The sequence below is a fragment of the Streptomyces sp. NBC_00435 genome (genome assembly GCF_036014235.1).
Classification (GTDB): Bacteria; Actinomycetota; Actinomycetes; order Streptomycetales; family Streptomycetaceae; genus Streptomyces.
Window position 1 is genome coordinate 4,109,317 of the sequence record NZ_CP107924.1, and the last position, 24,441, is coordinate 4,133,757.

General features: G+C 72.2%; 22 protein-coding genes and 2 tRNA genes. 9 read left to right on the plus strand and 15 right to left on the minus strand.

Translation table 11 applies throughout. From position 1 onward, the window contains the following. Positions 1–368 precede the first annotated feature (368 nt). The 4 genes from OG389_RS18830 to OG389_RS18845 all read left to right on the plus strand — a co-directional run bounded on the left by OG389_RS18830 (position 369) and on the right by OG389_RS18845 (position 3,757). Positions 369–530: a hypothetical protein gene (locus OG389_RS18830; RefSeq protein WP_214954785.1), complete on the plus strand. Its 162-nt coding sequence runs from the start codon at positions 369–371 to the stop codon at positions 528–530. A gap of 330 nt (positions 531–860) precedes the next feature. Then, entirely contained in the window at positions 861–1,781 is a 921-nt protein-coding gene (locus OG389_RS18835; RefSeq protein WP_443059440.1) for an RNA polymerase sigma factor SigF, read from the plus strand. A gap of 245 nt (positions 1,782–2,026) precedes the next feature. After that, a complete protein-coding gene (locus OG389_RS18840) occupies positions 2,027–2,881 on the plus strand; it encodes an RNA polymerase sigma factor SigF (RefSeq protein ID WP_328299637.1) in 855 nt (284 codons plus the stop codon). 84 nt (positions 2,882–2,965) lie between these two features. Beyond that, on the plus strand, positions 2,966–3,757 hold the full coding sequence (locus tag OG389_RS18845; RefSeq protein ID WP_328299638.1) for a hypothetical protein: 792 nt from the start codon (positions 2,966–2,968) through the stop codon (positions 3,755–3,757). A gap of 6 nt (positions 3,758–3,763) precedes the next feature. Here the strand turns inward: OG389_RS18845 and OG389_RS18850 are convergent, their stop codons facing one another. After that, entirely contained in the window at positions 3,764–4,003 is a 240-nt protein-coding gene (locus OG389_RS18850) for a hypothetical protein (RefSeq protein WP_328299639.1), read from the minus strand. 121 nt (positions 4,004–4,124) lie between these two features. On the opposite strand from OG389_RS18850, the gene OG389_RS18855 reads away from it, so the two are divergent. Then, the gene (locus OG389_RS18855; RefSeq protein ID WP_328299640.1) at positions 4,125–4,565 is read left to right on the plus strand and encodes a MarR family winged helix-turn-helix transcriptional regulator; all 441 of its coding nucleotides are present in this window, start codon (positions 4,125–4,127) and stop codon (positions 4,563–4,565) included. 16 nt (positions 4,566–4,581) lie between these two features. Further along, complete coding sequence (locus OG389_RS18860; RefSeq protein ID WP_443059305.1) at positions 4,582–6,258, plus strand: MDR family MFS transporter; 1,677 nt, start codon at positions 4,582–4,584, stop codon at positions 6,256–6,258. A 92-nt stretch (positions 6,259–6,350) separates the two neighbouring features. Here the strand turns inward: OG389_RS18860 and OG389_RS18865 are convergent, their stop codons facing one another. From OG389_RS18865 to OG389_RS18920, 12 genes are all read right to left on the minus strand, one after another. Further along, on the minus strand, positions 6,351–6,989 hold the full coding sequence (locus OG389_RS18865; RefSeq protein ID WP_328299641.1) for a TetR/AcrR family transcriptional regulator: 639 nt from the start codon (positions 6,987–6,989) through the stop codon (positions 6,351–6,353). Between the two features lie 163 nt (positions 6,990–7,152). Further along, positions 7,153–9,402 carry an ArnT family glycosyltransferase gene (locus OG389_RS18870; protein WP_328299642.1) on the minus strand — a complete coding sequence of 750 codons (2,250 nt, stop codon included), beginning with the start codon at positions 9,400–9,402 and terminating at the stop codon, positions 7,153–7,155. Next, positions 9,399–10,667, minus strand: coding sequence for a bifunctional glycosyltransferase family 2/GtrA family protein (locus OG389_RS18875; protein ID WP_328299643.1), 1,269 nt, complete (start codon positions 10,665–10,667; stop codon positions 9,399–9,401). Before OG389_RS18875 ends, OG389_RS18870 begins: the two co-directional genes overlap by 4 nt. Positions 10,668–10,692: 25 nt before the next feature. Further along, on the minus strand, positions 10,693–12,291 hold the full coding sequence (locus tag OG389_RS18880) for a sensor histidine kinase (RefSeq protein ID WP_443059306.1): 1,599 nt from the start codon (positions 12,289–12,291) through the stop codon (positions 10,693–10,695). A gap of 257 nt (positions 12,292–12,548) precedes the next feature. Then, on the minus strand, positions 12,549–13,316 hold the full coding sequence (locus OG389_RS18885) for a response regulator transcription factor (protein WP_328299644.1): 768 nt from the start codon (positions 13,314–13,316) through the stop codon (positions 12,549–12,551). A gap of 90 nt (positions 13,317–13,406) precedes the next feature. Next, complete coding sequence (locus tag OG389_RS18890; protein WP_328299645.1) at positions 13,407–14,288, minus strand: amidohydrolase family protein; 882 nt, start codon at positions 14,286–14,288, stop codon at positions 13,407–13,409. Next, positions 14,269–14,610, minus strand: coding sequence for an antibiotic biosynthesis monooxygenase family protein (locus OG389_RS18895; RefSeq protein WP_328299646.1), 342 nt, complete (start codon positions 14,608–14,610; stop codon positions 14,269–14,271). The genes OG389_RS18890 and OG389_RS18895 overlap by 20 nt, the downstream gene beginning before the upstream one ends. A 117-nt stretch (positions 14,611–14,727) precedes the next feature. Beyond that, complete coding sequence (locus OG389_RS18900) at positions 14,728–15,621, minus strand: DUF2797 domain-containing protein (protein ID WP_328299647.1); 894 nt, start codon at positions 15,619–15,621, stop codon at positions 14,728–14,730. Beyond that, positions 15,618–16,052 carry an Lrp/AsnC family transcriptional regulator gene (locus tag OG389_RS18905; RefSeq protein ID WP_328299648.1) on the minus strand — a complete coding sequence of 145 codons (435 nt, stop codon included), beginning with the start codon at positions 16,050–16,052 and terminating at the stop codon, positions 15,618–15,620. Before OG389_RS18905 ends, OG389_RS18900 begins: the two co-directional genes overlap by 4 nt. Positions 16,053–16,175: 123 nt before the next feature. Beyond that, positions 16,176–16,541: a PH domain-containing protein gene (locus OG389_RS18910; protein ID WP_328299649.1), complete on the minus strand. Its 366-nt coding sequence runs from the start codon at positions 16,539–16,541 to the stop codon at positions 16,176–16,178. Positions 16,542–16,774: 233 nt separating this feature from the next. Further along, a tRNA-Arg gene (locus OG389_RS18915) sits at positions 16,775–16,847 on the minus strand. A gap of 249 nt (positions 16,848–17,096) precedes the next feature. Next, positions 17,097–17,187: transfer RNA gene (locus tag OG389_RS18920), tRNA-Ser, on the minus strand. Positions 17,188–17,372: 185 nt separating this feature from the next. Between OG389_RS18920 and OG389_RS18925 the strand changes: the two genes are divergently transcribed. The 3 genes from OG389_RS18925 (at position 17,373) to OG389_RS18935 (ending at position 21,956) form a co-directional block, all read left to right on the plus strand. After that, a complete protein-coding gene (locus tag OG389_RS18925; protein ID WP_328299650.1) occupies positions 17,373–17,801 on the plus strand; it encodes an SSI family serine proteinase inhibitor in 429 nt (142 codons plus the stop codon). 119 nt (positions 17,802–17,920) lie between these two features. After that, complete coding sequence (locus OG389_RS18930) at positions 17,921–21,364, plus strand: response regulator (protein ID WP_328299651.1); 3,444 nt, start codon at positions 17,921–17,923, stop codon at positions 21,362–21,364. 13 nt (positions 21,365–21,377) lie between these two features. Further along, the gene (locus tag OG389_RS18935) at positions 21,378–21,956 is read left to right on the plus strand and encodes an antibiotic biosynthesis monooxygenase (RefSeq protein WP_328299652.1); all 579 of its coding nucleotides are present in this window, start codon (positions 21,378–21,380) and stop codon (positions 21,954–21,956) included. Positions 21,957–21,978: 22 nt separating this feature from the next. On the opposite strand, the gene OG389_RS18940 is transcribed toward OG389_RS18935, so the two are convergent. Continuing rightward, a complete protein-coding gene (locus OG389_RS18940; RefSeq protein ID WP_328299653.1) occupies positions 21,979–23,628 on the minus strand; it encodes a long-chain fatty acid--CoA ligase in 1,650 nt (549 codons plus the stop codon). A 154-nt stretch (positions 23,629–23,782) separates the two neighbouring features. After that, positions 23,783–24,316, minus strand: a complete 534-nt coding sequence (locus tag OG389_RS18945; RefSeq protein ID WP_328299654.1) for a SigE family RNA polymerase sigma factor — start codon at positions 24,314–24,316, stop codon at positions 23,783–23,785. Positions 24,317–24,441: the final 125 nt, after the last annotated feature.

Consider the following 24,441-nt stretch of genomic DNA (forward strand, 5'->3'; position numbering starts at 1 on the left):
CTGCGTCCGGCGGACAACACGAAGAAGGCCCCGACCGGAGTCGGGACCTTCGACGGTTGGGACGGGGGAAGTGGCATCGGGGGGACAAGCCACTTCCCCCGATGAGGACGGAACCTGCCAGTCCAAGCCGCAGTCAGGGGGGAAGCTTGCGGCTCGGACCCCGCAGTGAGGTCCTGTCCCTCGCTCACCGATTTCCTGCCAGAACCGGTGGGCTCGTGTTCAATCCTGCGCCCTCCGGGGCCGCTGCCACACCGGCAAAGGGCCTGGACCCCCGGGTCATTGGTCCCTAAAGGACAGGTGAGTGTTCGAACACGACGGGCTAGACTCTCCCGACCTTGCAGAACCGGTTGGGGAGGCCGACAGCGCACGTGGAAACCAAGAAGCTGATCTCGGGCGCCCTCGTCGTCTTCGTCCTCTTCGTCATCATCACTCAGCCCAAAAAAGCCGCCGATATGGTGCAAATAGGCTTCCAGGGGATCTCGGATGCCGCAACGGCGATCGGCGAGTTCATGACCGAACTGGTGCGCTGAACCCGTACGCTGAAGCGGTTTCCGGACTTCCCGGCCCCCCACTCCGACGGGTGGGGGGCTTTTTGCGTTCCCGCACACGGGGCATGATGTCCCGTTATGCCCAACTTGCCCTCAACACGGCGTTATACGGTGCTTGCACACAGTGCACATGTGTTGTGATGCTATGACCGCTTTTGACGGATAGTTGATGACGTGACGTGAAGGGGTGGCGTGACCGTGCCGGCCAGTACTGCGCCTGAGGTACCACCCCAGCAGGACCCGCAGCAGGAGCACCCGCAGGAACCGCACCGTGATGCGCACAGGGACGCGCACCGGGACCCGCAGCAGGCCCTGCTCCAGACCCCTCAGCAGGCCTCGCAGCCGACCTCGCCACAGGTCGCACAGCAGGTCGCACAGCAGCCCCCGCCGCAGCCCCCGCAGCCGGAGTCCCACGTACCGCCGCAGCAGGAGGCCCCGGAAGAGCCCCCGGCACCCCCTAGGCCGCCGAGCCGGGGAGCCGATACCCGGGCCCTCACCCAGGTCCTGTTCGGACAGCTGAAGGACCTCCAGCCGGGCACCAGCGAGCACACCCGGGTCCGCAGCGCCCTCATCGAGGCCAACATCCCGCTCGTCCGGTACGCGGCCGCCCGCTTCCGCAGCCGCAACGAGCCGATGGAGGACGTGATCCAGGTCGGCACGATCGGGCTGATCAACGCGATCGACCGGTTCGACCCCGAGCGCGGGGTGCAGTTCCCGACCTTCGCGATGCCGACCGTCGTGGGCGAGATCAAGCGATACTTCCGCGACAACGTCCGCACCGTCCACGTACCGCGCCGCCTCCACGAGCTGTGGGTCCAGGTCAACGCCGCCACCGAGGACCTCACCACCCTCCACGGCCGTACCCCGACCACCCCCGAGATCGCCGAACGGCTGCGCATCGGCGAGGACGAGGTCCTCTCCTGCATCGAGGCGGGCCGCAGCTACCACGCGACCTCCCTGGAGGCCGCCCAGGAGGGCGACGGACTCCCCGGGCTGCTCGACCGCCTCGGCTACGAGGACCCCGAGCTGGCCGGGGTCGAGCACCGCGACCTGGTCCGCCACCTTCTCGTACAACTGCCCGAGCGCGAGCAGCGGATCCTCCTCCTGCGGTACTACAACAATCTGACGCAGTCGCAGATCAGCGCCGAGCTCGGTGTCTCCCAGATGCACGTCTCCCGACTCCTCGCCCGCAGTTTCGCCCGGCTGCGATCCGCAAACAGGATCGAGGCTTAGCCGGATCGAGTGGAGATCAATCTCCGCTTTTCCTGACAGAACGGCACTTTCCCGCCCTAGAGCAGGCCTATCGTGTTCTGTCGCTGGAGATACATGTCGACATGGCGCTACAGCGTGTTGCCGACATGTGACATTCTGCTGGAACCGCGTTTGCCGCAGCCCCGCCTCCGGTATTCAGGTGGAGGCTGCGTTCCTCCGACGGGCGCGCAGAGAAGCGCGACCGTCCGCGACCTCAAGGGGGTGGCATGTCCGTAGACCAGGGCAGCTCACAGGTGCTCACGCTCGTAAAGCAGCGCGAAGTGCCGGCAGTGTCCCACCGCTCGGAAGCCATCGACACCCGGATCGACACCCGCACCCTCTCCCGCTCCCTCTTCCACCGGCTCGCCGGCCTCGACGCGGACAGTCCCGAGCGGACGTACGTACGCGACACCCTGATCGAGCTGAACCTCCCCCTCGTGCGCTACGCCGCGGCCCGCTTCCGCAGCCGCAACGAGCCCATGGAGGACATCGTCCAGGTCGGCACGATCGGGCTGATCAAGGCCATCGACCGGTTCGACTGCGAGCGCGGCGTGGAGTTCCCGACCTTCGCCATGCCGACGGTCGTCGGTGAGATCAAACGGTTCTTCCGGGACACCTCCTGGTCCGTGCGCGTCCCGCGCCGGCTCCAGGAGCTGCGCCTGGCCCTCACCAAGGCCAGCGACGAGCTCGCCCAGAAGCTCGACCGCTCGCCGACCGTGCCGGAGCTCGCCGCCGTGCTCGGGGTCTCGGAGGAGGACGTGGTCGACGGTCTCGCCGTCGGCAACGCCTACACCGCCTCCTCGCTCGACTCCCCCTCTCCCGAGGACGAGGGCGGCGAGGGCTCCCTCGCGGACCGGCTCGGGTACGAGGACACCGCGCTGGAGGGCGTCGAGTACCGCGAGTCGCTCAAGCCACTGCTGGCCAAACTCCCGCCCCGGGAACGGCAGATCATCATGCTGCGGTTCTTCGCGAACATGACGCAGTCGCAGATCGGCGAGGAGGTCGGCATCTCCCAGATGCATGTCTCCCGGCTGCTCACGCGCACGCTCGCGCAGCTCCGGGTCGGCCTGATCGGCGAGTAGCCGGCGTCTCGGCCCGTCGCGGGACGCTGCGGCAATCCTCCGCACCGGCTTCCCAATTGACGATGCGTCAGGAAAACTGCCGGGATGCGAAAGGCATCCCAGTCAGCCGTCCTCCTCGTCCTGTGCGCCACGGCTGCCGCCGCCGCCCTGACCGGCTGCGGCGGCCCGGCACGCGAGGGTTACGTGGCCCTGGGCGCGGCCGCCCCGGGCCCGGAGCGGGGCGCCGGCGACAACGTGGCCCCGAAGGGCGGGGTCGAGTTCCAGCCGCTCCCGCGGCCGGCGGCCGGGTCCTCCGCGTCCGCGGAGTCCGAGGTGTCCGTAGGGTCCGAGGTGTCCGTAGGGTCCGCCAGCCCCTCGACCGGTACGCCGCCCAGCACCCCGGGGTACCGGCCCCCCGGCGACACCGGCACGGGCGGAGGCGGCGGCGTGCCGCCCCAGGGCTCCGGCAGCGGCGGCCCCGGCACCGCACCCGGTGCGACGCCCCCCACCACCCCGGGCACGACCCCCGGGACCCCGGCGAGCCCGCCCGCGAAGCCGGGTACCACCCCGCCCGCACCACCTCCGGCCACGGCGGCGAAGCTGAGCATCGGCGCGCCCGTCCGTACCGCCGCGGCGGAGCGCTGGTGCGAGCAGGTCACGGTGGCGTTCACCAATAGCGGCGGCACCCCGGTCCGTTCGGGCACGGTCGGCTTCGCGACGCACATCATCGGCGCCCTCGGCGTCGACTGGGCCACGATCACCTCGACCCAGCCGTTGCCGGCCCCGATCGCGGGCAACACGACGCGGACGCAGACCTACCGGGTCTGCGTCGAGTCCTGGCGCGTCCCCCTGGGCATGCGTGTGGAGACCCGGAAGGTCACGGCCACCTGGAACTGACGCGCGTCAGAGCGCGAGCCAGGCCACCACGCCGATGAGGACGACCGCGGCGAGGCCGAGGCCGATCCACAGGCCCGCGCCCGGTCCGGACTTGCGCGCGGCGCGGTTCTGCATCCGCGAGCCCGGGACAGCGGGAGCCGGTACGGGCTCGTCGACGAACGCCCGGAACATCTGAGTGCTGCCCGCGGGGTCGTAGTCGCCCTCGGGGGCCGGTGAGTTGTGGTTCGAGTCGTGATTCGCAGCCATGCGCAGGACCCTAGCGGGTTTTCCCATTCCTTTACCGCCCCACCCCCCGATTCATTTGCCTGTAACAACCATCTGCTTATATGGTTGCCCGAAGCAACGACATTCGGAGGGGAGGCCACCGGTGACCGCACCACCCGTGCCCACCGCACCCGCCACGCGCTACGCGGAACTGGCCCGCCAGCTCACCGGCATCGGCGCCGTCAAGCGCGACCTCGCCCGCACCCTGCCCCCCGACTGCCCGCCCGGCTCGGCCGCCGTCCTCACGGTGCTCGACCGCCACGGCGAGATGCGGCTCAGCCGTCTCTCCGAGCTCATGGCCGTCGACATCTCCGTGACCAGCCGGCACGTCGCGCACACCGCCGACCGCGGCTGGATCACCCGCGACACCGACCCGGGCGACGCCCGCTGCCGGATCCTGCGCCTGACCCCGGCGGGCCACACGCTCCTCACCGAGCTCGGCGCCCGCCACACCGGCGCACTGGAGAAGGCCCTCGCCGGCTGGTCCGACACGGACATCGACCACCTCAACACCCTGCTGGCCCGACTCCGATCGAGCTTCTAGCAACAGAAGGAATCACATGGCTACGACCACACCCACCGGTGTGCGGGGAGACGGCCGGTCGGAGACCGGGTCCGACAGCGCGCCCATGACCCACGCACAGATCATGAAGGCGCTCTCCGGCCTGATGCTCGGCATGTTCGTGGCGATCCTGTCCTCCACGATCGTCTCCAACGCCCTGCCCCAGATCATCAGCGACCTCGGCGGCACACAGTCCTCGTACACCTGGGTGGTCACGGCGGCCCTGCTCTCGATGACGGCGGCGACCCCGCTGTGGGGCAAGCTCTCCGACCTCTTCAGCAAGAAGCTGCTGGTCCAGATATCCCTGGTGATCTACGTCCTCGGCTCGATGGTCGCGGGCATGTCCCAGAACACCGGCATGCTCATCGCCTGCCGCGTGGTCCAGGGCATCGGCGTCGGCGGCCTCTCCGCCCTCGCGCAGATCGTGATGGCCGCGATGATCTCCCCGCGCGAGCGCGGCCGCTACAGCGGCTACCTCGGCGCCGTCTTCGCCGTCGCCACGGTCGGCGGCCCGCTACTCGGCGGGGTCATCACCGACACCAGCTGGCTCGGCTGGCGCTGGTGCTTCTACGTCGGCGTGCCCTTCGCGATCATCGCCCTGATCGTGCTCCAGCGCACCCTGCACCTGCCCGTCGTCCGCCGCGACGTCAGGGTCGACTGGCTCGGCGCCTTCCTGATCAGCGGCGCCGTCTCGCTCCTGCTGATCTGGGTGACCCAGGCCGGCAGCTCCTACGACTGGATCTCCTGGCAGACCTGGGCGATGACCGGCGGCGCACTCGCCCTCGGCCTGCTCTTCGTACTCGTCGAGTCCAGGGCCAGTGACCCGATCATTCCGCTGCGGCTCTTCCGCAACAAGACCATCAGCCTGGCCTCGGGCGCCTCGCTCTTCGTCGGCATCGCGATGTTCTCGGGCACGGTGTTTTTCAGCCAGTTCTTCCAGTTGGCCCGTGGCGAGTCCCCCACGATGTCCGGAATCCTCACGATTCCGATGATCGGCGGACTCTTCGTCTCCTCCACCGTTTCCGGTCAGGTGATCACCAAGACCGGCAAGTGGAAGGCCTGGCTCGTCTCCGGCGGCGTGCTCCTGACCTCCGGCCTCGGCCTGCTGGGCACCTTGCGGTACGACACCGCGTACTGGCACATCGCGATCTTCATGGCGCTGACCGGCCTGGGTCTCGGCATGATGATGCAGAACCTCGTCCTGGCCGCCCAGAACCAGGTGGCCCCCGAGGACCTGGGCGCCGCCAGCTCCGTCGTCACCTTCTTCCGCTCGCTGGGCGGCGCGATGGGCGTCTCCGCCCTCGGCGCGGTCATGGCCAACCGGGTGACCCACTACGTCCAGGACGGGCTGGCCGCCCTCGGCCCGAAGGCCGCGGCCATGGGCCACGGCGGCACCGGTGGGGGCGGAATCCCCGACCTGGACAAGCTGCCCGCCCCGTTCCGCGCGGTCATCGAGTCGGCGTACGGACACGGCGTCGGCGACGTCTTCCTCTACGCCGCCCCCACCGCGCTGCTCGCCCTGGTGCTGGTGGTGTTCATCAAGGAGGTCGCCCTGAGGTCGAAGCCGGCCGCACACGACCCGGCAGCAGCCTCCTCCGCAGGCACGGGCACGGCCACGGGCACGGGCACGGCCCAGGCCGTGGCCCCGGCTCCGGCGCCCGCTCCGGCGGAGTAGCGGACGGTCCGGACGGACGGACCGGTCGGACGGACCGGTCGGACGGACCGGTCGGGCGGACCGGTCGGGCGGACCGGTCGGGCGGTCCGGTGCTACGGGGCTGCGGGCGCCGTGCGCCCGGCGGGGGCCGCGTGGGCCTCGATCCCGGCGATCAGGACGTCGAGCGCGAGGCAGAACTCCCCGTCGGGCGGCCGCCGGACCGAGCCGCCACAACCGTGCAGGAACTGCGAGACGGCCAGCTGGGCTCCGGTCCGGGCCACGTCCGTCAGACCGGTGGTGTCCAGCAGCCGGTGCAGGGCGGAGTCGAAGGCCCGCGCGTGCGGGCCGATGTTCGGGTACGCCGCGGTCAGCGGGGCCACCCACGGGTGCTTCACGATCAGCCGGCGGTAACCGCGGGCCAACGACCGGAGCCGGCCGGGCCAGCCCTCCACGGGCGGCCCGGCCGGCTCTTCGAGCTCACCCAGGGCACTGTCCAGGGCGAGTTCGAGCAGATCGTGTTTGGTGTCCACGTACCAGTACAGGGACATCGCGGTGACCCCGAGCCCGGCGGCGAGCCTGCGCATGGAGAACCGCGTCAGCCCCTCCGCGTCGAGCAGCCGCACCGCGGCCGCCGTGATCCGGTCCCGGTCGAGACCGGAGGGAGCCTCACTGCGCCGCCTGACGGGTGCGGCGGGCCGTGCGGCCAGCCAGACGCTGGTCCGGTCCGTACCGGGATCGGCCGAGCTGGCCATGGAGGCATCCTCCTCACGAGAGCAGGACCAGCCCGTTATGCCCGGTCCGCCCCCTTGATGCTAGGGCCTGTCGTCAACCTCCCGTCGTCGCCCGAAGGGCGGCCGCGCGGCTGACGGGAGGGTGACGACAGGCCCTGGGGGCGGGCTCGGGGTTCGGCGGGTTTCAGGACGTCGTGGATGCCTGGGCCGCAGGCGCCGTGAGGTCGTAGAAGGTGGCTCCGCCGATCGTGGACTGCGTGAACGTGGCCTTGACCCAGCTCTCGATCGCGCTGCTGGTGCCCCCTCCGGGGCCGCCACCGCCCCGGGCCGCGGTACCGGTCTCCTGGTCCGCGCCACCCGCGCCACCGGCGCCCGTACTGCTCTGGCCGATGAAGTAGTGGATCTTCCCGGCCTTCACGTACTCCTTGAACTGCTCCAGCGTGGGCGACGGGTCGCTGCCGTTGAAGCCGCCGATCGCCATCACCGGCTCCTGCGAAGCCAGCTGGTAACTGGCCGCGTTCTGCGAGCCGATGGCCGCCGCCGCCCACGTGTACCGGTCCGCGTCGCGGCGCAGGGCGGCCGTGGCCTCCGCGCTGGTCCTCGTGCCGCCGAGGAGACCGCCCATGCCGCCTCCCATGCCGCCGCCCGTCCCGCCGGGGCGCCCGGTCCGGCCGCCGTCGGCACGCTGGCCGGCGCCGGGGGCCTGGCCGGCCTGTGCCTGACCGCCGGGGGCCTGACCGCCGGGAGCCTGGCCGCCGGGGGCCTGGCCGCCCGGGGCGCCTCCGCCCTGGGGCATGCCCTGCGGTGCGCCGCCGCCACCCGGCATCCCGGCCCCGCCGGGCATCTCGAAGCCGCGCATCCCGCCGCCGGGGCCGCCCCGGCCGCCCGCGACCGCGGGACCCGCCGTGACGATCGAGCCCGCGTGGGCGGTGGTCACCGTGGTCAGGCAGTACGCGAGGGGCCCGGCCAGGGCCGCTCCCAGGCCGACTGCCGCCACACCGAGTGCGGCGCGGCGGCCCAGCCGCGCGGCGAACGGCAGCAGCACAGCCGTGCCGAGTCCGACAGCGAGCACCAGCCAGCGCAACCACGGCACGTACTCCGCGGCGCGGCCGAGCAGCACGAAGGCCCAGTACGCCGTCAGAGCGAGGGTCCCGGCCAGGGTGAACGACGCGGCACGGTTGCCGCGCTCCTCCCAGAGGACGGCGATGCCCATGCCGACGAGGGCGGCGACATAGGGCGCCAGGGCGACGGTGTAGTACTCGTGGAAGATGCCCTGCATGTAGCTGAAGACCAGACCGGTGATCAGCAGGGACCCGCCCCAGGCGAGGAAGGCCGCGCGGGCCGTTCCCTCCAGCGAGTCGGTGGCCCGGCGGGCCCGCCAGGTGACCACCAGGCCCGCGACGAGCAGGATCAGGGCGGCGGGCAGCAGCCAGGCGATCTGGCCGCCGATGTTGGACGAGAAGAGCCGGTCGATGCCGGTCTCTCCCCAGCTCATCCCGCCGCCACCGCCGCCGCCGGGACCGCCCGCGCCCATGCCCTCGACGGCCGCGCGGCCGCCTCCGCCCACGCTGCCGGTCTCCTCGCCGTTGATCCGGCCGAGGCCGTTGTAGCCGAGGGTCAGTTCCAGGAAGGAATTGGTCTGCGAGCCTCCGATGTACGGGCGGGAGGCGGCGGGCCACAGTTCGACGATGGCCACCCACCAGCCGGCGGACACCACCATCGCGAGCCCGGAGAGCAGCAGCTGCCCCAGACGCCTGCGCAGCCGGGTCGGCGCGCAGACCGCGTACAACAGGGCCAGCGGCGGCAGGATGACGAACGCCTGCAGGGTCTTGGTCAGGAACGCGAAGCCGACCGCGACACCCGCCCAGAGGAGCCACTTGGTGCGCGCCCCGTCGAGGGCCCGGAGCACGCAGTACACCGTCACGGTCATCAGCAGGGTCAGCAGCGCGTCGGGGTTGTTGAAGCGGAACATCAGCGCGGCGACGGGCGTGAGCGCGAAGACGGCTCCGCTGATCAGCGCGGCCGCCGGACCGAAGTGACGGCGCACGGAGGCGTAGAGCACCGCGGTGGTGGCGACGCCCATGAGTGCCTGGGGCACGAGGATCTGCCAGGCACCGAGCCCGAAGAGCCGGACGGACAGCATCATCGGCCACAGGGCCGCCGGGGGCTTGTCGACGGTGATGGAGTTTCCGGCGTCGGAGGAGCCGAAGAAGAAGGCCTTCCAGCTCTCGCTGCCCGCCTGGACGGCCGCGGAGTAGAAGGAGTTGGCGTAACCGGAGGCGCCCAGGTCCCACAGCAGCAGGACCGCGGTGGCGAGCAGCAGGACGGCGAGGGCCGGGCGTTCCCAGCCGGGCCGCCCGGTGCGTGCCCCGGCCACCGAGGCGGGCGGCGGGGGCGGGACGGGCGGATGGAGCGGTAGTGCTGCCGTGGTCATCGGGGATCGTCCTTCGCGGAAGTGGTGCGCCGTTCGGGGAAGACCCAGGCGCGGAAGAGCAGGAACCGCAGCACGGTGGCGGCGAGGTTGGCGGTGACCAGGACGGCCAGTTCGGTGCTGTGCCCCGGCCTGGCGTTCGCGGCCCCGAGGGCGGCGAGCGATCCGCTGGTCAGGGCCAGACCGATGGCGAACACCACGAGCCCCTGGGCCTGGTGGCGCACCGCACGGACCGGGCCCCGGACGCCGAAGGTGAGCCGGCGGTTGGCGGCGGTGTTGGCGACCGCGGAGAACAGCAGAGCGACGGCATTGGCGAGCTGGGGACCGGCGGCGCTCCGGGCGGCGGAGTAGAGGAGCAGGTAGAGGAGGGTGGACAGGACCCCGACCACGCAGAAGCCCAGGAGCTGGCGGGCCAGGCCGCGCGGCACCCCCGGCAGGGCGGTGCGGTCGCGCGGGTCGTCCCCGAAGGGGCGGGCGAGCCGGTCCAGCGGGAGCGCGCCGACGGCCAGCGCCCGGCCCACCCGCCAGACGCCCTTGATGTCCTCGGCGGCGGTGCGGGCGATGTGGACGGTGGAGTCCGGGTCGTCGACCCAGTCCACCGGCACCTCGTGGATCCGCAGCCCGGCCCGCTCGGCGAGGACCAGCAGTTCGGTGTCGAAGAACCAGCCGGAGTCCTCCACGAGCGGCAGCAGCCGGGTCGCGACCTCGCGGCGGATGGCCTTGAAGCCGCACTGGGCGTCGCTGAAGCGGGCGGACAGCGAGGAGCGCAGGAGCAGGTTGTAGGCGCGGGAGATGAACTCCCGCTTCGCTCCCCGGACCACCCGCGAGGAGCGGTCGAGACGCGTGCCGATGGCGAGGTCGGAGTGGCCGGAGATCAGCGGGGCGACCAGCGGCAGCAGGGCGTTGAGGTCGGTGGAGAGATCCACGTCCATGTATGCGAGGACGGGAGCGTCGGATTCCCCCCACACCGTGCGCAGGGCCCGGCCGCGGCCCTTCTCCTCCAGCCGGGTGCTGCGTACCCCGGCGACGGAGGCCGCGAGGGCGGCCGCGACCTCGGGGGTGCGGTCGGTGCTCGCGTTGTCCGCGATGGTGATACGGAAGGGGTACGGGAAGGTCCGGGTGAGGTGCTCGTGCAGCCTGCGCACGCAGGGGCCGAGGTCCGCCTCCTCGTTGAAGACCGGGATCACCACGTCGAGGACGGGTTCACCCGGTACGGGCGCGAGGGGCGCCCGTACCGGGAGCGCTCCGGGAGAGGTGTCGGTTGGCATGCTCCGACTCTCCCGGGCCGGGCTGTCACCGCTGTGTGGTGACCCTGTGGCCCGTCTGTGAGTCCGGCCGCGCGGTGGCGGCCGCGGCCGCTGCCCCCGCCGTCACCGCCGGCTCCGTCGTCCCCGTCTCCTCCGCCTTCGTCCCCGTCTTCGTCGCCGTCTTCGTCACAGTCTTCGTCGCAGTCCGGGCCATCGGGGGCACGGTGTCTGCGAGGGGGAGCAGGACCTCGAAGGAGGTGTGGCCGGGGGTACTGCTCACGCCGACGCGGCCGCCGTGGGCCGAGACCACGGCCTGCACGATGGCCAGTCCGAGGCCCGTGGAGCCGGCCGACCGCGAGCGGGAGGCATCGCCGCGGGCGAAGCGCTCGAAGACGTGGGGCAGCAGCTCGGGCGGAATGCCCGGGCCGTCGTCCTCGATCCGGAGCCGGACGGCGGATGTTTCACGTGAAACACGCGCCGTGACGGTGGTGCCGGGTGGGGTGTGGGTGCGGGCGTTGGCCAGCAGGTTGACCAGCACCTGCTGGATCCGGGCCGGGTCGGCGTGGACGGGCGCGGGCTCGTCGGGGAGGTCCAGACGCCAGTGGTGGTCGTGACCGGCGGCCCGGGCGTCACTGACGGCGTCCACGACGAGCGGGGCCAGGTCGGTGTCGCAGCTGGACAGCGGGCGGCCCGCGTCGAGCCGGGCCAGCAGCAGCAGGTCCTCCACCAGACCTGTCATCCGGGTGGCTTCGGACTCGATCCGGCCCAGCGCGTGCCGGGTGTCGGGGCCCGGCTCCTCCCGGCCCCGGCGGGTCAGTTCGGCGTAGCCGCGGATCGAGGCCAGCGGGGTGCGGAGCTCGTGGCTCGCGTCGGCGACGAACTGCCGGACCCGGGTCTCGCTCTGCTGGCGTGCGGTCAGAGCCGAGGAGACGTGGCCGAGCATCCGGTTGATGGCGGCGCCGACCTGGCCGACCTCGGTACGTGGATCGGCCTCGGCGTCGGGTACCCGCTCGTGGAGGGCCGGCTCCCCGCTGTGCAGCGGCAGTTCGGAGACGCGGGTGGCGGTGGCAGCGACCCGGCTCAGCGGACGCAGGGCCACGCCGACCAAGGCCTGTCCGGCGAGGGAGGCCGCGATCAGTCCGGCGAGGGTCACGCAGACCTCCACCGCGATCAGGGTGTGCACGGTGGAGTCGACCTCGGTGAGCGGGAAGCCGAGGACGATGGTCCCGCCGGGCGCGGTCAGCACCCGGTAGCTCCCGAGCCGGGGCAGGTACAGCTCGACCGGGCTGCCGGGACGCCCGTCGGCGGCCTTGCGGGCGGCCCCGGCGAGGGCGGCGGCCTGGTCCTCGGTCAGCGGCGGGTGGCCTCCGGGTCCGGACCCGCCGACGGCGGCGCTGCGGTCGCTGCGCACACTGTCGAGGACCTTCCCCGCGGGGTCGAGGCGAACTCCGGCGGACCCCAACGGGGATCCGGGGGACAGGACGACGCCGAGGTAGTTCTCCCGGCCGGGCTTGCTCGCGCCGGGGCGGCTGGCCATCTCCACGGCGACCCGCAGCTGTTCGTCGACCTTGTCGACGAGGTACGAGCGCAGCGCGAGGGTGGTGACGGTACTGATGGCCGCGCCCACGACGGCGATGAGGGCCACCGCCGAGACGACGAGCCGGGTCCGCAGCGACCAGGGCCGCCGGCTCCGGCGGGGGCGCCGGGGACCGGCCGGTCGCCCGGGGCGGCCGGGCCGGCGGGGGCGGCGGGAGAGCGCGGGCCCTCGTACGCCCGGGTCCGCGGTCTCCCGCGCACGGTGGGACGGCGGCGGGGGCGACCCGGACAACCCGGACGACCGGGACGACCGGGACGAGAGGGACGACCGGAGCGACGGGAACGTCCGGGACGAGCCGAGCACCACTAGTCGGCCGGCTTGATCAGGTAGCCGGCGCCCCGCCGGGTGTGGATCATAGGCGGGAGGCCGGTACCGCCCTCCAGCTTGCGCCGCAGGTAGGAGATGTACAGCTCCACGACGTTGGCCTGGCCGCCGAAGTCGTACGACCACACGCGGTCCAGGATCTGCGCCTTGCTCAGCACCCGGCGCGGGTTGCGCATCAGGTAGCGCAGCAGCTCGAACTCGGTCGCGGTGAGATGGACCTCCTGGCCGCCCCGGATCACCTCGTGGCTGTCCTCGTCGAGCCGCAGGTCGCCGACCTCCAGCACCGAGCCGCCGCGCGCGGCCTGCGCCGCGCCGGAGCGCCGGACCAGACCGCGCAGCCGGGCCACGACCTCCTCCAGGCTGAAGGGCTTGGTGACGTAGTCGTCGCCGCCCGCCGTCAGCCCCGCGATGCGGTCCTCGACCGAGTCCTTCGCGGTCAGGAACAGCACCGGGACCTGCGGGAGCTCCCGGCGCAGGCGGCCGAGGACGGCCAGCCCGTCCATGTCGGGCAGCATGATGTCGAGGAGGACGACGTCCGGCCGGAACTCCCGTGCCGCGCGGACCGCGCCCGCCCCGTCGCCCGCACTGCGGACTTCGCAGCCTTCGTAGCGCAGGGCCATGGAGAGCAGCTCGGAGAGGGCGGCCTCGTCGTCCACGACGAGGACCCGGCACGGACCCCCGTCGGGACGGACGAGAGCCGTGGGGCTGCTGGTGGACGTGGACGCGTGGGAGGTGGTCGTCGCAGTCATGCGTACACGCTGGCCGCCGCCCGTGAGAGCGATCTTGCCTGAACCTGTGAATTGCCTGAGAAACCCCACCCGTGGAGGACGGCCCTCTCCTCAGTCCAGGTGGAACAGCCGAGCCCCGTTGTCGTGGCAGACGGCGCGCAGCCAAGCGTCGCCGAGGCCGAGCCGTTCGAGGGCGTCGAGCTGGTGCTCGTAGGGGTAGGGGATGTTCGGGAAATCGGTGCCCAGCAGGATCCGGTCCCCGAGGGCGGCGAGCCGGCCCCGGTCGCCGGGAGGGAACCGGCACAGCCTCTCGGAGAAGTCGGTGAAGGCCATGGTGGTGTCGAGGCGGACCTCGCTGTAGCGGTCGGCGAGGTCGAGGAAGTCGGCGTACTCGGGCATCCCCATGTGCGCGACGATCAGCGGCAGCCGGGGGTGGCGGGCCAGCAGCCGGGCGATCGGCTCGGGTCCGGTGTGCTTGCCCGGAACCGGGCCCGAACCGCAGTGGACGACCGTCGGGATCCCGGCCTCCGCCAGCAGCCCCCAGACCGGGTCGAGCCGGTCGTCGGTGGGGTCGTACCCGCCCACCTGGAGGTGTGCCTTGAAGACGCGGGCCCCCGACTCGACGGCCTGGCGGACGTACCGCGTCACCCCGTCCTCCGGGAAGAACGTCGCGGTGTGCAGGCAGTCGGGGGTACGGGCGGCGAACTCCGCCGACCAGGAGTTGAGCCAGGCGGCCATGTCCGGCTTGTGCGGGTAGAGCATGGAGGTGAAGGCCCGAACCCCGAACTCCCGCAGCAGCGCGACCCGCTGCTCCTCCTCGTGCCGGTAGGTGATGGGCCACTCGACGCCGGTCAGCGGGCCGAACGCGTCGAAGTAGTCCCACACCTTGTCCAGGACCCGCCCGGGCATGAAGTGGGTGTGTACGTCGACCAGCCCGGGCAGGCCGAGCCGTTCCCGGAAGGCGCGGACGGCCTCAGGCGTCGTCGCGGACAAAGCCGTGGCTCCGCTCGACCGTCGCGACGTGCAGGGTGTAGCTCTCGTACCAGTCGGTGCGGCCCTGTTTCATGGCCGCCTGGTGCTCCAGGTCCTTGCGCCAGAGGGCCATGGACTCGTGGTCGCGGAAGTAGGCCACGGTGATGCCGAGTCCGCCGGGGGTGCGCGCGGACTCGTAGCCGAGGAAGCCCGGGTTGGCGCCGACGAGCTCGGTCATCCGCTCGAGGGTCTCGGGGTATCCGTCGTCCTCGGCGGTCCGGACACTGGTGAAAACACTCATCACATAAGGCGGTTCGAAGGCCCGCACGGGCTGAATGGTCATGCCCACCACCCTCTGCGGCCCGGCCCCGGCATGTCCATGGGAAATGGGCCCGGGCGGCCAAAGGGATCCAAGTTTTGACCTTGGTCCCGCCCGTCCCCCACCGCCCTGCCCGCAGGGTCAGAACAACCCGTCCTGAGCTGCGGGGCCCGTCTGCCCGACGGGCGGGATCACGGCCACGGGCACGTCGGTAGCGCCGCCCTCCCCGGGCGCCACCAGCTCCCATCCCGCGAGCAGCCGGGTGTCGACGACCAGCCCGTCGGCGAAGTGCAGATCGGGTCCGGCCGCCCCTGCCAGCCGCCCCGCGACGCTACCGCCGGGCACCATCTCGGTGACCACCCGGGCAGGACCGGGCAGCGCCCCGAGCCCGAACGCCCCTGCGTGGTCGGTCACCTCGCACGCCAGCCGCGCCAGCGACTCCGGCCACCCCTCCAGCGCGGACGCCCGCGCGTGCAGGGCCGCGACCTCCGCCGCCCGCTCGGACGCCGCCGGCAGATCGGCCCGCACGGACCGCTTGCGGGCGTAGGCGATCCGGTCGGGCACGGCGAGCGCGGACCGCAGCAGCTCCTCCGTCCGGCGGGTCGCCATCAGCGGCCCGCGCCCCAGCCAGGCCCACGCCACCGCCCCCTGCTCCAGCAGCCGGGCGGACCCGCGCTCCTCGGCGGTGATCCCGACCTTGACCAGCCCGGGCCCGAACCAGGCGAGGTACACCCGATAGGTGCGCGGATCAGCGGCGTTGGTGTCGGCGGCCACCGAGAAGGAACGATCCAGCCGTGCGCACTCGGGGCACTGGGCGTTCCCGGCCCGGCCGGGCACGGTCCGCTCCGTCGGGCACGGCGTCCACCGCCCGGCCCGCCGGACGCCGAGGCAGCGCCGCTCCCCCCGCGCGGAGAAGGCCAGCATCTGCCCGTACTCGAGGGGACTGCTGCGCTCCCCCCGTCCCGCTCCCCGCCCGTACCAGCCCATGGCGGGGCGGCCGTCGATCCACCGGATGCCGGTGCACCACCAGGTCACAAGGGGAGGGGTCGCTCGAAGAAGGTCTCCAGCACGACGGTGGCCTGCGTTCCGCTGACACCGTCGATGGCGTAGAGCCGGCGCAGGACGTCCTGCAGCTGCTCGGTGGTGCCCGTGCGGACCTTGACCATGAGGGAGGCGCTGCCGGCGATGATGTGCGCCTCCTGGATCTCGGCGATCCCCTCGAACGCGGCCCGGGAGTCACCCATCCAGGCGGAGGAGTCGACCATCACGTAAGCCAGCACCCCGCTGCCGACGGCCGCCGGATCCACCTCGACCGTGGTCCGCCGGATGACGCCGCGCTCGCGCAGTTTGCGTACGCGCTCGTGGGTGGCTCCCGCCGAGAGCCCGACGGCGGCGGCCAGCGCCGCGTACGGCTGACTCGCGTCCTCCTGGAGGCGCCGGATCAGCGCCCGGTCGATGTCGTCCACACGAACTTCCTTCACGTCCCTGAAACCCTCGGGAGCACGTCCCTGAAAACCTCGGGAGACGGTACCTGATCTGGGGATTCCACCCCTCAGCCGAACAGGGTTCGGATCCCTCGATCCAGTCGGTTACCGGGCGACGAACTGCGTCAGGATCGCCTGCACCTCGTAGATGTCGACACCCTTGGTGAAGGTCTTCGATATCGGCTCCGAGCTCCCGGAGAGCCATATCTTCAGCTCCGCGTCGAGGTCGAAGTGGCCGGCGGTCTCCACCGAGAAGTGCGTGATGCTCCGGTACGGGATCGAGTGGTACTCCACCTTCTTCCCCGTGAGCCCCTGCTTGTCGACGAGCACGAGCCGCCGGTCGGTGAACAGGATCGTGTCCCGGATCAGCAGATAGGCGGCGTGCACCTGCTCCCCCTGTCCCAGCAGCCGCGCGTACTCGCGGTGTGCCGACGCCGGATCGACGGCGTGCGCGTTCCCGAACAGTCCCATGAGAGTCCCCCTGCTTCCCCGGCGAGCCGGTCCTTGACGAGCCGGTCTCTGTTGAGTCGATCCCGTCGAATCGACCTCCGTTGAGTCGATCTCCAAGAACCGTATCGGGGCCGTTCCCCGCCCCGCGTCCCTCCGTGGAGCCATCTCCCCCCGTAGCTCCCCGGAGCCAGACCTCATCACTGAGGAGGACAACGCAAGAGGCCCCCCGGTGAACCGGGGGGCCTCTTGGGCTGTGCACTCGGCAGGATTCGAACCTGCAACCTTCTGATCCGTAGTCAGATGCTCTATCCGTTAAGCTACGAGTGCTTGGCTGGCCGGGGTTTTGCGCCCCGTTGGCCTTGCGAGAACAACAATACATGGACCTCGCCGGGACGCGAAATCCATTAGCCCCACCCGGCCTGACCTGCGAAAATGACCTGGAAGAAGATCATCCAGTTGAGTCCGTGACACGCGTGGCTGAGCCCGTGACACGGGCAGTCGAGCCCGGAGCACCACCCGCCGGGACCCCGAACGCACCGAAGCCCCGGTCCGCAAGGACCGGGGCTTCGTGAAGTGCGGAGGCGGAGGGATTTGAACCCTCGATGGGGGGTAAGCCCCAAACCGCATTAGCAGTGCGGCGCCATAGACCGGACTAGGCGACGCCTCCAGCACACCCCCGCGTACGAAGGTGCGTGCAGATGATGACACAGGCCAGGGGCCGGTCACCAATCCGCTCCCACGGTACAAGGAGGGCGGCCCGCAGAGCAAAGCCTTAAGCCCTCTTCGCGCGGAACGTCGGAGTCGGCCCGTCGTTGGTCTGTCGTACGACGTACGGACGACCTGGAGTGCCCCATGCTGCGTCTCGCCGCTTTCGCCGTCACCTCCGCGCTGGCCGCAGCGGTGGCGGGCCCCCTGCCCCCGCTGCCGCCCCTGGGACGGCTGCTGGCTGCTCCCGACCGGCTCACCATCGCCGTCTCCGGCACCGGTAACCCCCGGGCCGACGGCGAGTACCGGCTGGAGTGCGCCCCGGTCGGCGGTAACCACCCTCGTGCCGAGGACGCCTGCGACCGCCTCGACGCCCTCGCGCGCGAGGGAAAGGACCCCTTCGCTCCCCTCGCCAAGGACGAGCTGTGCACCATGCAGGACGGTGGCCGGGCCACCGCCCGGATCACCGGAACCTGGCACGGCCACAGGGTCGAGTCGGAGTTCCGCCGGACGAACGGATGTGAGATCCACCGTTGGAACAAGTTGGAACCTGTCCTTCCAGGTGGGCGTCCCTGACCTGGGAGGATGCGCCGCCGGGACGGTATCGACGGAACATCCGCCCCCTCGCCGGGAGCCTGTGCCCTTAGACTCCTCCCGTGACATGCCGGTAGTTGTGGTCAGGGAGGAAGCTCGTCGTGAGCAGCAGGCCATCCCGAGGCGCTGCTCGCCTCGCAGCAATACTCGACGCACTTCCGGACGCGCTGTTGCTCGTCAACGCCAACGGCACGGTCGTCAACGCGAATTCGATCGCCCTCGAGGTCATGGAGAGTCCCGGTACCGGGCTCGTCGGCCGCGGCGTGCTCGACCTCCTGCCCGACTTCGACTCCAAGCTGATCCCCGGCTCCATGCGCCGGCCCGGCGAGGACGAGGGCGGCCGTGCCCGTCCCAAGCGGATGGTCGCGCGCCGCACCGACGGCAGCGAGTTCCCCGTGGAGGTCACCGCCGCCCATCTGGACGGCCGTGACGCCTACCGCGAGCCGCAGCCCTCGTACACCGGTGACGAGCTGCTGATGCTCGTCGTGCGGGACCTCTCGCAGACGGTGGACACCGAGGCCGAGCTGGCCCGCTCCCAGCGCCAGACCGAGATGATCCTGCGGGCCGCCGCCGAGGGCGTCGTCGGCACGGACACCGACGGCCGGGTCGTGCTGGTCAATCCGGCCGCCGCCCAGATCCTCGGCTACCGCGCCACCGACCTCGGCAACCGCGAACTGCACGGACTGGTCCAGCACTCGCGCGCCGACGGTTCGCCGTTCCCCTTCGAGGAGTCCCCGCTCGCCGACACCCTGCGCAGCGGACGCAAGCACCGGGTCCGCGGCCAGGTGCTGTGGAACAAGGCCGGGCAGCCGGTCGCCGTGGACCTGACCACCTCGCCCGTCCGGGACGGGGAGCAGCTCGTCGGCGCCGTCATGACCTTCACGGACCGGCGCTCCTACGACGCGCTGGCCGCACGCCACGCCCAGCTGCTGTCCGTACTCGGCGACTCGCTGCGCGGACCGCTGGAGGAGCTGCGCGGGGAGCTGGCCACGCTGGCCGCCGACGACGCGGGACAGCTGTGGCCCGAGGCCAACCAGCTCCTGCACCACCTGGCCGCCGGCTACTCCCGCATGACCACGCTGGTCGACAACGTGCTCGGTTTCCAGCGCCTCGACGCGGGGAGCGACAAGCTCCGCAAGAAGAAGGTGCTGATCGACGGGGTCGTCGCGGCCGGCGTCGACGGCGCCGTGGAGCTGATCGGCCCCGGACGCGCGCAGTTCGCCGTGCACGCCCCCACCATCGAGGCGGAGGTGGACGCGGAGCGGATCGCGACCGCCCTCGCCCACCTGGTCGCGGACGTCGCCGGGGTGGACGCCACCGGCAAGACCCGCCAGGGCAGCGGGTACATGGACTCGACGATCGTGGTCGCCGCCGCGCAGCGCGGCGAGGTCGTACGGATCGAGGTGCGCGGGCCGTACGAGGGCGGCAACCCGGTGCACGAGCCGATCGTGCGGGGCATCGTGGCCGCGCACGGCGGTGTGCTGCAGACGGTGGAGGTACCGGGCGCGCCCGGTGGGGCCTACGTGCTGGAGCTGCCGCTGGGCGCGGGAGCCGGGACGGTCACCCTGCCGGAGCCCGAGCCGGCTCCCCCGGCGGAGCCCGGGGCCGAGGGCGGCCCGGGGCAGGTCTCCGGTGGCCGGCGGGCCCGGCGCGGCGTGGACGCGTTCCTCGACGACTCCGACCAGGGCTCCGGGCCCAGCTCCGGGCAGGGCTCCGACGGCACGGCGAAGGGTGCGGGCCCGGCCGCCGACGACGGGGGCGCGCTCGCGCTGCCGTCCGGGCGCCGCCGCGGCGGCGAGGCCCTGGCCGTCGCCGGGCAGCGGCCCGGCGACGGCGCTCCCGCGGCGCTCGCCCAGTCCCCGGTGAACCCGGCGGGCCTGGGAGGAAGCGGCACCGGGCGGCGCCGCGGTCAGAACGGCGACGGCAGTAACAGCGGGGACACCGACGACGGCGGCGGCCAGGGCGGCCCCGGGCGGCCCGTGCCCCCGCAGGGGACCGCGCTGCCCGCGCTGCCGCCCATGCCGGTGGGTCCCATGCCGGTGCCCCCGGCCCCCGTGCTCCCCGTCGCCGTGCCCCCCGTCGCCGTGCCCCCCGTGCCGCTGACCGAGCATCCCGCCGGGCGGAGGCGCGCACTCGGCACCGCGGGACCGGCGCAGCCCGGTGGCCCGGTGCCGGCGACCGGGCTCGCGGCTCCCGCCGCGACACGGCCCGTCGCCCCTGAGGGCGGCTTCGCACTGCCCCCGGGGCCGACCGCGGCCGCGCAGCCCCCGCAGGCCTCCGTCATGGCCGGTTCCGCCGGCACTCCCGCCGAGGTCGACTCCGAAGCCGCGGGCGGGCGGCGCGGGCGCCGGGTGCTGGGTGCGCCCCTCGCCGACCCCGAAGCCGGTGCCGGGCGGCCGGGCGGGGGCGCGCAGGGCTCCGTAGCCTCCGAGACGCATCCGACCGGGCGGCGGCACGCGCTGCCCGCCACCCCGGCCTGGCCCGTTCCGGCGGCCCGTACCGCCCCCGAGGACGAGGACACCTCTGGTCAGATCGCCCTGCCCGGGGCGCGCCAGCCGCAGGACACCCCGGCGGAGGGCGCCGGAGCGCCGATCAGCGTCCGGGCGCTGGGGACCCTCGGCCGGGGCATCTCCACCGACACCACCGACACCAACGGCTCCGGCCGGCGCCGCCGGCTCGCGGAGCCCGCGCCCCAGGGCCGCGCCTTCGCCATAGGAGCCCCCGAAGCGGGCTCCGACGAGGGCCCCGAGCCGCTGGACGGCCCCGGTGGCGCCGTCGAGGTGGTCAACCGGACCGTGCCGCGTCCCGTGGACGACGAGCTGCCGCCGGAGCCGCTGGACAACCCGCGCCGGCTCCTGGTGTGGCCCGCCCCCGACGCGCAGACCCAGGCGGCCCTCAGCGACCGCGGCTACCGCCCGGTGATCGTCCACTCCCGCGAGGAGGTCGACGCACAGATCGCCGCGTTCCCCGCCGCGCTGTTCGTGGACCCGCTGACCGGGCCGATCACCCGGACCGCCCTGCAGTCCCTGCGCCAGGCCGCGGTGGCCGCCGAGGTCCCCGTACTGGTGACGGCCGGGCTGGGGCACGCCACGCGCGAAGCCGCGTACGGCGCCGATCCGGCCGTCCTGCTCAAGGCGCTCGCGCCGCGCGACAGCGAGCAGCACCCTTCCCGGGTCCTGCTGATCGAGGAGCACGACGAGATCGCGACCGCCCTGACCGCCGCCCTGGAGCGGCGCGGCATGCAGGTCGCGCGGGCCGACGCCGATACGGACGCGGTGGAGCTGGCGTCGCGGATGCGGCCGAACCTGGTGGTGATGGACCTGATGCAGGTACGCCGCCGCCGGGCCGGGATCGTGGACTGGCTCCGTGCCAACGGAGCGCTGAACCACACCCCGCTGGTCGTCTACACGGCCACCGGGATCGACGAGGCCGAACTGCCGCGGCTGGCCTCGGGCGAGAGCGTGCTGTTCCTCGCGGAGCGGTCCACCACGGCCGACGTGCAGGGCCGCATCGTGGACCTACTGGCCAAGATCGGCACCAACTAGTCATCCTGGCCGCATGGCCATCACCGACACGAGCGAGCAGACCGTCCCCGCCGACAACGGGGAGGTCAGCCTGCTCATAGCCCGGCAGGTGGATCCTGGCCACGAGGAGAACTTCGAGGCCTGGGCCCACGGGATCCTGGAGACTGCCTCGGCCTTCCCCGACCACCTCGGGTATGGGCTGTTCCGCCCGGCCGTGGAGGGCGGGCCGTGGTTCCTGGTGCACCGGTTCCGCAACCAGGCGGCCTTCCAGCGGTGGCAGGACTCCGCCGAGCGGGCCGCGTGGTTCTCGAACTGCCTGGGCCACCACCACAGCGAGATAGCCCGGCGCGAACTGCACGGCATGGAGACCTGGTTCGCGAAGCCGGGTACGGCCCGGCCCGCGCCGCCGCGGTGGAAGATGGCGATCAGCTCGGGGCTGGCCATCTTCCCGATCTCGCTCGCGGGCAACGCGGTGCTCGGGCCGTACCTCGTGAACCTGCACTTCGTGCTGCGGACGGCCGCCTTCGCCGTCGTCTTCAGCACCCTGATGACCTACGCGGCCATGCCGGCGGTCAGCAAGCTGCTGCGGCCCTGGCTCACGCGGAACCAGTAGCCGCTGCGAGCCACCGCGGAAGTCAGTCGAGCTTCGTGACGTCGAGGGTGTCCTCCGCGTACTGCTTGCGGATCACCTTCTTGTCGAACTTGCCGACGCTCGTCTTCGGCACCGCGTCGATGAACGCCCAGCGCTCGGGCAGCTGCCACTTGGCGATCGACTGGCCGAGGAAGGCGCGCAGTCCCGCGTAGTCCACGGTGGCACCCTCCTTGAGGACGACGGTGGCCAGCGGGCGCTCTCCCCACTTGTCGTCGGGGACGGCGACGACAGCCGCCTCGGCGACCTCGGGGTGGGCCATCAGCGCGTTCTCCAGCTCCACGCTGGAGATCCACTCGCCGCCCGACTTGATGACGTCCTTGGCCCGGTCGGTGAGGGTGAGGTAGCCGTCGGGGCTGATCACGCCGACGTCGCCGGTCTTGAGCCAACCGTCCGCGCTGAACTTGTCCTCGGGCCGCAGCGGTTCGCCGGACACGCCGTTGTAGTAGGCGCCCGCGATCCAGCCGCCGCGAACCTCGAGCTCACCCGCCGACTCGCCGTCCCAGGGCAGCACCTCGCCCGCCGGGCCGACCAGGCGCGGCTCGACGCCCGCCGGGAACCGGCCCTGGGTGAGGCGGTACGGCCACTCCTCCTCGGCGCTCAGCCCGGCCGGCGGGTGCGCCATGGTGCCCAGCGGGGAGGTCTCGGTCATGCCCCAGGCATGGCAGACCCGGACGCCCAGCTTGTCGTACGCCTCCATGAGGGAGGGCGGACAGGCGGAGCCGCCGATGGTGACCTGCTTCATCGAGCTGATGTCGCGCGGGTTAGCGGTGACCTCGGCGAGCAGTCCCTGCCAGATGGTGGGGACGGCGGCGGCGTGCGAGGGCCTCTCCCGCTCGATCATCTCGGCGAGCGGGGCGGGCTGCAGGAAGCGGTCCGGCATCAGCATGTTGATGCCGGTCATGAAGGTGGCGTGCGGCAGGCCCCAGGCGTTGACGTGGAACTGCGGGACGACGACGAGGCTGGTGTCCTTGTCGGTCAGGCCCATCGACTCGGTCATGTTGACCTGCATGGAGTGCAGGTAGATCGAGCGGTGGGAGTAGATGACGCCCTTGGGGTCTCCGGTGGTTCCGGAGGTGTAGCACATGGCCGCGGCCTGGCGTTCGTCCAGCTCGGGCCAGGCGTAGGTGTCCGGGCGGCCCGCCAGGAGCTCCTCGTACTCGTGCACGCGTACGTCCAGGCCGGCCAGCGCGGAGCGGTCACCGATGCCCGCGACCACTACGTGCTCGATCGTGGGCAGGTGCGGCAGCAGCGGGACGAGCAGCGGCAGCAGGGTGCCGTTGACCAGGACGACCCGGTCGGCGGCGTGGTTGACGACGAAGACCAGCTGCTCGGGAGGGAGCCGGAGGTTCAGTGTGTGCAGGACAGCGCCCATGGAGGGGATCGCGAAGTACGCCTCGACGTGCTCGGCGTTGTTCCACATGAGGGTGGCGACACGGTCGTCCTGCTGCACCCCGAGCTCGTCGCGCAGTGCGTTGGCCAGGCGGGTGGCGCGGAGGCCTATCTCGGCGAAGCTCCGGCGGTGCGGCTCGGCCTCCCCGGTCCAGGTCGTGACCTGGGACTTCCCGTGGATCGTCATCCCGTGCTGCAGTATGCGGGTGACGAGGAGTGGTACGTCCTGCATGGTGCTCAGCAAAGCGTCCTCCCGGTGAGCGCTGCGGCGCTGCGGCGGCTACGGATGCTGCCGATTCTGCGCACGTACCGGTCGGCATGTCACTACCCAGCGGTAGAAACCGCGGGAGAAAACCTCTCGATGTTTCACGTGAAACATCGCTCGGAGGGCACCCGGCTCAGCGGACCGGGGTCAGTTCCGGGTCCTCGCGGAGCTTGCCCAGCGCCCGGGAGACGGCGCTCTTGACGGTACCGACGGAGACGCCGAGCAGCTCGGCGGTCTGGGCCTCACTCATGTCCTCGTAGTAGCGCAGGACGACCATCGCCCGCTGCCGGTCGGGCAGCCGGGTCACCGCACGCCACATCGCGTCGCGCAGCGCCTGTGCCTCGGCGGGGTCGGCGGCCGGTGGCTCGTCGGCCTCGGGGAGCTCGTCGCAGGCGAACTCGTCGACCTTGCGCTTGCGCCACTGGCTGGTGCGCGTGTTGACCAGGGCCCGGCGGACATAGCCGTCCAGGGCGCGGTGGTCCTCTATGCGGTCCCACGCGACGTAGGTCTTGGTCAGGGCGGTCTGGAGGAGGTCCTCGGCGTCGCAGGGGTTGGCGGTGAGCGAGCGCGCGGTCCGCATCAGGACCGTGCCGCGGGTCCGGACGAACGCCGAGAACGACGGGTACGGCGTCGGATTCGAGGCGAGCGTGCACACAGGCGTGGTCATGGCTCCACGCTAGGAGCGGCGCGGCCCCGTGGGATCGGCCGCAAGTCCCGAAGAGGGATCCCCCTCAGGTTGTAGGGGTGGGGCTCGCCCCACCTCCTGAAGGTGGAGGAGGCGGGGCTTCCCCT